The sequence below is a fragment of the Stieleria sp. genome, from assembly GCF_041595215.1.
Classification (GTDB): domain Bacteria; phylum Planctomycetota; class Planctomycetia; order Pirellulales; family Pirellulaceae; genus Stieleria; species Stieleria magnilauensis.
In genome coordinates this window covers 1-6455 of the sequence record NZ_JBFHKV010000436.1, presented here as the reverse complement: position 1 = coordinate 6455, position 6455 = coordinate 1, and the positions used below count along the sequence as shown (strand labels likewise).

Sequence of the window (6455 nt, the reverse complement as noted above, 5' to 3'; positions counted from 1 at the left end):
CGGGTCTGTCGCCGCGGCGCATCGCCGCCGCGGCCGATCAGACGGTTTTTGTCGCGACCGGCAATTCCGTGCAACGGGTCGATCCTGACGGCAATGTGCTGTGGCAGTCCCCGTTTCCGCGCCCGGTCAGGTGCCTGTGTGTGGATCGACAAGATCTGTTTGTCGGTGTCAGGGACCGCGTGATTCGGTTTGATTTCCCTTCGGGCGATTCACAACCCCTGCCGTCGCTCGGTGTGGGGTGTTTGGTCGGCGACATCGTCAAGCAAGGCAATCGCTTGATGGCGACCGACGTGGCGGCGTCGCGTCTGCTGCAACTGGACCTCGATTCGGCAGAACGCCAGTGGCGTGGTGTGGAAAACGTCGATAGCCCCATCCATGCAGCGGGACGCATCGCACCTTCCTCGCGTGGCGGGCTGGCGATCACGGATCCCGCTCGTCACCGTGTGCTGATGGTCGACCAGCGTGGCACGCGGCTTGGCGTCTGGGGAAAACGTTCTCGTCAGATCGATGGATTTCAAGGTTGTTGCAATCCGATGGCCACCGTCCGGCTCACCGACGGTAGCTGGGTCACGGCCGAAGCCGGTCAAGTGCGAATCAAACGATTCGATTCCAACGGCCGATTCCTTCAACAGCTCGCCGGACCGGAATCAATCGAGGCACCGGCTGTCTTGGATCGAGAAGACCCGGATTTGAAGTGCGGGGTCGGTGGGATTGATTTGGCGTAGTCCAGCGACAACCATCTTTGGGTTCTGCACGCCGCGGCGCGGGAATTGATTCTCTATCGACTCGGCTAGCAACGAACGGAGAATAAGTGTCAGATCTTACGAGTGGGATAGGCTCCCAGACTCGTCATTCCAGCGTCGACAGGCTGGAAGCCTATCCCACTTATTTAGCGCTCGTTGATTAGGCGAATCCTAAAAGGCTGTCAAATGACACTTTTGATTGTATCGGTCTTGTGTGTTCTGGTTGTTTCGGCGCTCTGTTCGGTGACCGAAGCAGCACTGTACGCGGTGCGGCCGTCGTATGTGCGGTCGCTCAGCGAATCGGGCAGCGCCGCCGGTCAAGTGCTCGATCGCATGAAGCAGAACATGGAGCGGCCGATTTCCGCGATCCTGATCATCAACACGGTGGCCAATACGGCTGGCGCGGCACTCGCCGGGGCGCAGGCGGAAGTCGTGCTCGGTCAGTCGTTCATTCTTTGGTTCTCCGCCGTGTTTACCCTCGGCGTTCTGTTTTTCTCGGAGATCATTCCCAAGATCCTGGGCGTCGCGTACAGCGATCGGATTGCGGTGCTGGTCGCGATGCCGTTGACCATCGCCGTGCATGCATTGTTCCCGCTGGTGTGGGTCATCCATAAGTTGGCCGACGTCGTGAAACCGTCCGGTCCCGTGTTCGCGGCACCCGAAGAGGAAGTCGGCCAGATGGCCCGCATGAGTGCCGAGGAAGGGAGTATCTTGCCGATCGAAGCCGAATTGGTTCAGCAGGTTTTGAAGCTGAACGAGGTGACCGCCGCAGAAATCATGACGCCGCGATCGGTGGTCAGACGATTCCCGGCCGACACCACGCTGCACGCGATCAGTCAAGAGATGGCAGCCGGACGGATCCGATGGACCAACGCCCGCGTACCGGTGACCGATCCCAAAGACGATGACGTTTGGAGCGGAGTGGTGTTGCGACGCGACGTGCTGGCGCATCTGGCCCGCGATGAATTCGATCGCACTCTGGGGTCACTGGCCAAACCGCTGCACCGGGTGCCCATGAACACGCCGGGGCACGTCCTGTTGAAGTCGTTTGTGAGCAAACGGTCGCATCTGTTTGGCGTCGTGAACGAGTCCGGCACCGTCGTGGGGGTCGTGACGCTGGAAGACGTGATGGAGTCTTTGATCGGAGAGGAAATCGTTGACGAGGTGGACGTCGTCGTCGACATGCAGGAGCTGGCGCGGCAACGGGAACAGCGCCAGTCCAATGGCGACCGTGGCAACCCGTCGTGATTACGGTTCGCTGCCGTCGATGACCGCATCGAGCCACTCGGCGATTTCGTCGGCGTCATCCATGACACGAAATCGTCGGATGTCATGCTCGTCGATACAGCCCGCTTCTTGAACCGACTGTTGTAGCCACTGGACCATGGGTTGCCAGAACTGTGTTCCGGCCAAGACGACCGGAAAGTGGGCTAGTTTTTCGGTTTGAATCAACGTCAACGATTCAAAGAATTCATCGAACGTGCCGAAGCCGCCCGGGAAGATCACGAAGCCACGCGCGTACTTGGCGAACATCATTTTGCGGACGAAGAAATAGCGGCAGGTGTAGGACGCATCACAATAGGGATTCAGCGATTGCTCGCGCGGCAATTCAATATTCAGCCCGATCGACAAACTGCCGGCTTCACGCGCGCCGCGGTTGGCCGCTTCCATGATTCCCGGGCCGCCGCCGGTGATGATGCCAAACCCTCGCTGGCCGAGTCGTTGAGTCGTCCGCCGGGCGAATTGGTAGGAGGGGTCACTTTCCGGCAGACGGGCGCTGCCGAAAACGGTCACCGCTCGACGGCGCCCATCGAGCGCGCGGGTCATCGTTTCGATTCCCTGGATCAAGTCGCTTTGAATTCGCAAGACGCGCCAGGGATCCTCGTGCAAGAAACTGACGGGCCGATGCACGCTGCTGTCGAGAAACTCTCGATCGGGATCGTGTTCCGGACTTTCAATCGGCGGCGAAGCTTCAGTTGTCTGACGCGAGGCATCATGATTGGACGTTGCGACGGGGGCGATTCTTTGCGGTTCCGATTCTTTCGCAACGGGGCGACGGACGTTGATCGCGATCTCTCGGCCCGGTTCCACCAGACTGGGGCCGTCGTCGTCGAGAAGCACTTCGGACGCGTACTCGGGGACGGACACGTCAAACCCGAAACGCTTGCGCACCGTTTCTTGTAACGCCAGGGCGACGTCTTCTTCGCCATGCGTCAAGAACAGCTTGCGGGGCGATTGTTCGAAGTTCCCCAGCCAGTTGAGCAACCCGGTCCGGTCGGCGTGTCCCGAGAATCCAAACAGCTGCGCGACGTGTGCCTCGACGTGATACTCGCGGCCGTGGATCCGAACGCATTTCTCTCCATCGAGGATCCGCCGGCCGAGCGTTCCATCGGCTTGGAAACCGACGAACAGGAGTGTCGATTCGGGGCGGCGCAGGTTGTTTCGCAGGTGATGCTTGATCCGCCCGGCGTTGCACATGCCGGCAGGGGCCATGATGATGCAAGGTTGTTTGACGTGGTTGATCGACTTTGACTCATCGACCGTGCGTGTCAAGGTCAGCCCCGGGAACTGCAGCGGCGCCTGGTCGGCCTCGATCGCGCGGCGTGTTTCCTGATCCAGCCAACTCGTGAATCGTCGAAAGATGTCCGTGACGTCCGACGCCATCGGGCTGTCCAGAAAGATGGGCACCTTGGGGATCCGATTCTGATGAACCAAACGCCCAAAGTAGTGCATCATTTCCTGGGCCCGTTCGACCGCGAACACGGGAATCACCAGGTTCCCGCCTCGACCGATGGTTTCGCCGACGATCGCAGCGAGTTGGTCTTCGACATCCCCGTGGTGTTCGTGGTCACGGTCGCCGTAGGTCGATTCCATGAAGACATAGTCGGCCTGTCGAAAGTAAGTCGGGTCGTGAATCAACGGTGTGTCGTGCTGACCAAGATCACCGGAGAAGATCAGCGTTCGTTCTCGGCCGGACTCACTGATCGTGACTTCGAGTGAAGCGGAGCCGAGGATGTGTCCGGCGTCATGCCAGGTGACCGTGACTCCGGGGACGATTTCGGTCGGGGTGCGATAGCCGACGCCCCGGAACAGGTGCAGGGAGTTGTCGACATCCTTGTCGGTATACAACGGCACGGCGGGATGCGGCCCCTTGCGGCCCTCTTCGCGATGACGCCGACGTTTGTACTTGACGTCTTCGGCCAGGATTTTTGCCGCGTCTCTGAGCATCACCTCGGCCAGCGCGACCGTCGGCCTGGTCGCGTAAATTTTGCCGTCAAAACCGTCGGCCACGAACTTGGGAATCAACCCGATGTGGTCCAGGTGCGCGTGCGTGACGACCAACGCAGCGATGCTCGACGCGTCGACGGGGCACGGTTCCCAGTTTCGCGCTGCATAGTCGCGTTCCTGCACCATCCCACAGTCAATCAGGATGCGTTGCTGGCCGACTTCCAGACAGTAGCGCGATCCGGTGACATTACGGTTGGCGCCCAGGAATGTGATCTTCATGGTTTGATGGGGTTTTGTCACGGGGCAAGTGCTTCGATTTCTTCACGGATGGCCAGGGCCGACGCCGTGCGTTGGTCTTCATCGGGGAACCGCTCAGCCATCTCGGCACGCCACTGCTGGACGCGGTGGACCGATCCGAACGTGAACACGACGCGATCGAGTTTGGGGATTTCGTGGGCAAAATCTCGATCGCGCGAGACCGGCAACGTGCAGCCATCGATGTTGCAGAGCAGCAGATAGTCGAACAGACGCAGGTAGCTGTCGGTCTCGGCGATGGCCTGTTTCGTGGTTTCGTCATCCGGCCGGATCCGCGTGCCGGAAGGAAACAGAGCACAGACCCATCCCTCGTGGCGCAACCGTGAAATGGCGCGTTCGGCCGCGATATTGATGAGTCGGGCTTCATGAATCTGGGCATCGGTGCGACCGCTGTGGAACCAACGGTGGGGAGTCACGATCACGCGATTGAAACACTGCACCAACATCCGGGTCACCCCGGTGTCTTCTTCCAACGTTCGACCGGCGACCCAGATCACCGAATCAAAAAGATCGGCCTGGCCGTGATCGGTCAGCAGTGTATCGAAGGTGGGGACATCCAGGTTGGATCGGTGGTTGAGACAGAGCAGACATGCGTGTCCGTCCTTGGCGTGCCGGACCAATTGGCGAAAGTTGGAGAGCCCGGTGATTTTGCTGCCGGGCAATAGCAACCGGCGACACAGCCCGGCGACCAGGGGGCGGTTCTGATTGCCCCAGCGAACCACGTTGTCGGGAGTCAACTCCTCGTGGTCATGTGCACTCGCTTGACGTTGCAAGTCGGCGAGTTGGCTGGCAAAGACTTCGGCCGCGTCACCCTCGGGCAGCGGTTCTTGATTGGATTCATACATGTCAGCTCTTCTGGTGCTTTGTCACAGCTAGTTTTTAGGATTGTCTGCGGAAAGGGGGATCAGGAACCAAAAATGCGAAGCACCCTTTAAGCCATTTGGTTTTTGGTTCCTGACCCCGTTTCCGATCAAACGAGCCACCCGAAGATTAAGTTGTGACAAAGCACTAGTCTGCTTCGCCAAACGATTCCCGCGTGACCTTGACGGTTCGAACGGAAGTTTCGGATGCTTCTTCGACGGTGAAACGGTAGCCGCCTTCGACGACGGACTCGCCTGGTTTGGCGAGATGATGCAACCGAGCGACCAACATGCCGCCGACGGTATGGAATTCAGTGGCGGGCAGGTTCAGTCCCAACACATCGTTCGCTTCGTGAATGGTGAGTCGGCCGTCCATCAGATAGGAATCTTCGGACAGTTTTTGACACCTGCGGGCTTGTCGTGACGACGGTTCCGCGCCTCCGTTTCCGACATCGATGTCTCCGACGACCGCCTCGACGAGATCTTCCATCGTGATCATGCCGATCGTCGATCCGTATTCGTCGACGACGATCGCCATTTTGTCCTCGCGATCCCGCAACGTCGGCAGGACTTCTTCGAGCGGGTCGTGGGGCGAGACGTAATGGGCCGGCTGGATGAGCTGTGAAAGCGGTTTTGCGGTGGTGTCCGGATCGAGCAGGTCCCAAGCGGAAAGGGTGACGATCCCGACGACGTTGTTGGTATCGCCCTGGTAGGCCGGTAACCGATGGAAGCCGCGACGGCGGACCAATTGGATGGCATCGTTGGTCGTTTTTTCGTTGTCGATGGCCACCATGTCGGCCACGGGAATCATCTCTTCGCCGACCGTCGTCTCGGAAAAGCGAATCGCGCGTTCGATTCGAAAGCGGTCAAAGACGGTGGTGTCCGAGGCGCGATCGGCCATTTCAATGACGCTGCGAAGTTGGTCGCGCGTGATAAACAAATGATGTGACGTCGCACCGCCGCCGGCCAGCCACGCGGCACCCCGCGCGATCCGCGAAAACAGATAAACGATCGGCGCAAAGATCCACGCAAACGCGCTGAGGGGAAAGACGACGATCGGCGCGATCCGGTCGGATTCCTGTTGATAGATACTCTTGGGCACGATCTCACCGAGAATCAACAGCAACGGGGTGAAGAACACAAACGCATACAGATCTCCCCATCGATTCCCGAAGAAATGGATGAACATCAAGGTCCCCAGCGTGGTCAGCACGACCGTCGAAATGTTCGTGCCGATCAGCGTCGTGGTCAGCAGCTTTTCGGGCCGCTTGAACAACTGCACAACGCGGTGGGCGCCGCGGTTGCCTTG

At 59.5% G+C, this 6455-nt stretch carries 5 protein-coding genes; 2 read left to right on the top strand and 3 right to left on the bottom strand.

The genetic code is table 11. The annotated features are described in order from the left end of the window. Window positions 1-725 (top strand): hypothetical protein (locus ABX749_RS17225; RefSeq protein WP_372897052.1); only part of this gene is annotated, 725 nt, incomplete at its 5' end. Between the two features lie 204 nt (window positions 726-929). Then, window positions 930-1991 carry a CNNM domain-containing protein gene (locus ABX749_RS17220; protein WP_372897051.1) on the top strand — a complete coding sequence of 354 codons (1062 nt, stop codon included), beginning with the start codon at window positions 930-932 and terminating at the stop codon, window positions 1989-1991. Here the strand turns inward: ABX749_RS17220 and ABX749_RS17215 are convergent, their stop codons facing one another. The 3 genes from ABX749_RS17215 to ABX749_RS17205 all read right to left on the bottom strand — a co-directional run. Further along, entirely contained in the window at window positions 1992-4250 is a 2259-nt protein-coding gene (locus tag ABX749_RS17215) for a TIGR00730 family Rossman fold protein (protein WP_372897049.1), read from the bottom strand. 17 nt (window positions 4251-4267) lie between these two features. Beyond that, entirely contained in the window at window positions 4268-5131 is an 864-nt protein-coding gene (locus tag ABX749_RS17210) for a 1-acyl-sn-glycerol-3-phosphate acyltransferase (protein WP_372897048.1), read from the bottom strand. Between the two features lie 163 nt (window positions 5132-5294). After that, on the bottom strand, window positions 5295-6455 hold a 1161-nt coding region (locus ABX749_RS17205), incomplete at its 5' end, for a hemolysin family protein (protein ID WP_372897047.1).

Excerpts from the sequence above, each read along its gene's own strand:
- ABX749_RS17220 (WP_372897051.1), top strand. The coding sequence starts at position 930 with ATGACACTTTTGATTGTATCGGTCTTGTGTGTTCTGGTTGTTTCGGCG.
- ABX749_RS17210 (WP_372897048.1), bottom strand. The coding sequence starts at position 5,131 with ATGTATGAATCCAATCAAGAACCGCTGCCCGAGGGTGACGCGGCCGAA.
- ABX749_RS17215 (WP_372897049.1), bottom strand. The coding sequence starts at position 4,250 with ATGAAGATCACATTCCTGGGCGCCAACCGTAATGTCACCGGATCGCGC.